Here is a 2,034-nt window from a genome sequence, read left to right as displayed (position 1 = left end):
GTACTCGATACAGATCTCCGGATGGTCTGTTCTCCAGGCGCCGACCGGTGCGGGCAGGACGACGGGAATACCGAGCGAGCGCAGCTGCGACTCGGGGCCGATCCCGGAGCGGATCAGCAGCGCCGCCGATTCGACGGCGCCCGCGCACACGATCACCCGGTCGGCGAGGGCCGTTCCCCGTTCGCGACCGCGCGCCCACTCCACGCCGACGACCCGCGAACCGCGCAGCATCAGCCGGGTCGCCGTAGTCCTGCCGGTCACGGTCAGGTTGGGCCGGGCGAGGGCGGGATAGAGATGGGTGAGTGCGGGACCAGCCCGGAGGCCTCGCGACAACGCCAACGGTACGCGACCGAAACCCTCCACACGGTCGACGCCGGACGGCGTCTCCGCGGTGGCATCGCGGCCCGCTCGCGCGCTACCGGCGGGGACGGCGTTGAGATCGGCGACTTCGGCGAAACCGAGTGCCGCGCAGCGGTCGGCGAACTCCCTGCTGACCGGAGCGGGGTCGGTGGTGCGCTGGACCGGGATCGGGCCGTGTGCGCCGTGTCCGGGCGCGGACCCGAAATCCCGATCGGATTCCAGCGCGGCGAGCAGCGGCAGCACCGCGTCGAACGACCACCGCGTGCTGTCGGCCGCCGCGCTCCACGCCGCGAAGTCGGCGGCGGTGGGGCGGACGAAGTAGCTGCCGTTGATCGCGCCCGACCCGCCGATCAGCTTGCCCCGCACGATATTTCCCGGGTACCGCCACACCACGTCGGAGTCCGGGCCGATCGGAAGATGCCCCGGGTCGAGCAGGTGGGCGGGCATCTCGGCGGCCGACGCCCAGACCGGTCCCGCCTCCAGCACCCGGACCGTGTGCGCCGGGTCGGCGCTGAGCCGGGCCGCGAGCACGCACCCGGCCGACCCGGCCCCGATGACGAGAGTGCTGGTCACGCAGCGAAACTCAGCGGGGCGGCACGCTCGGCTTGAGCGCCTCGAAGCTGCGCGCCCTGATGACGCCGAGCCACAGGCCGCTGCCGTAGGCGACGTCGTCGAGACGCTTGTAGGCGACATAGCGCACCGGGTCGAGTCCGCCGGAATCGCGATGGGTGAACCAGTCGGCCAGCCCGTCGGCCAGCGCCATGGTGATCGCGATCTTGCGGATCCGCCGCGAGGCGAGCACCGCGACCAGTGTCACGGGCCAGTAGTCGCGGCACATCGCCGAAGCCAGCCGCCACATTCCGGCGAAATAGCCGCGCGCGAGATACACCGCCGCGATGCGCGTCGGGTTGTCCAGTTCGGTGAACACCCGCCGCATCCGCACCAGCGCGGTGGCCAGGGTGACCAGGCCGCCGAGCAGCCCCCACTTGGACAGGGTCGCGAACAGCAGGCTCGCCAGCACGGTCCAGGTCGGCACCGACAGCGGCGAGACCATTCCGGCGTGCCGTTTGCCCAGCGGTGCGGCGCCGGTGCCGTAGAACAGCTTTCGGCCGAACCAGGCACGGAAGGCCACCCGGTGATCGTGGGCGACGTGCGCGGCGGGCTCGTAGCGCAGCCGCCAGCCCGCCCGTTCCAGCCGCCAGCACAGGTCGACGTCCTCGGCCACCTGCATCGACTCGTCGAAACCGCCCTCACCGAGCAGCGCCGCGCGCCGGGCCAGCAGCGCCGCGCTCGGCACATAGGACACGACTCCGCGCGCGTGCACCGCGGACTCGCGCCTGCCCAGGTCGAGCGAGGACCGGGTGTGCTCGTAGCGGGCCAGCGCGTTGGACTCCTTGTCCAGCGCGACGATGCGCGGCGCCACCAGCGCGACCTGCGGATCGCTGAAGTGCCCGAGCATGACTTCCAGCCAGCCGCTGCGCGGCACCACGTCGGAGTCGAGGAACGCGACGAAGCCCGTTGTCGCCGCCTGTAATCCGGCATTACGCGCGGCCGCCGGACCCAGCGGAGTCTCGTGGCGCAACACCGTCACCTGACCGCGGCCCTGGCGCGGCGGGATGCGCACCGGTTCGTCGGAGCCGTCGTCGACGACGATGACGTTGTGCCCGCGCAGCG

Annotated in this window: 2 protein-coding genes; both read right to left on the bottom strand. The window is 72.2% G+C overall.

Translation table 11 applies throughout. From position 1 onward, the window contains the following. The coding region (locus ACFWPJ_RS11935) for a GMC family oxidoreductase N-terminal domain-containing protein (protein WP_378849954.1) at window positions 1–933 on the bottom strand (933 nt) is incomplete at its 3' end. Between the two features lie 10 nt (window positions 934–943). Continuing rightward, window positions 944–2,034, bottom strand: a 1,091-nt coding sequence (mftF, locus tag ACFWPJ_RS11930) for a mycofactocin biosynthesis glycosyltransferase MftF (RefSeq protein WP_378849952.1), incomplete at its 5' end; no start/stop codon positions are given.

Source organism: Nocardia sp. NPDC058497, assembly GCF_042720195.1.
GTDB lineage: Bacteria > Actinomycetota > Actinomycetes > Mycobacteriales > Mycobacteriaceae > Nocardia.
Note: the sequence above shows the minus strand (reverse complement) of the source record. Positions and strands in the feature narration are given on the sequence as shown.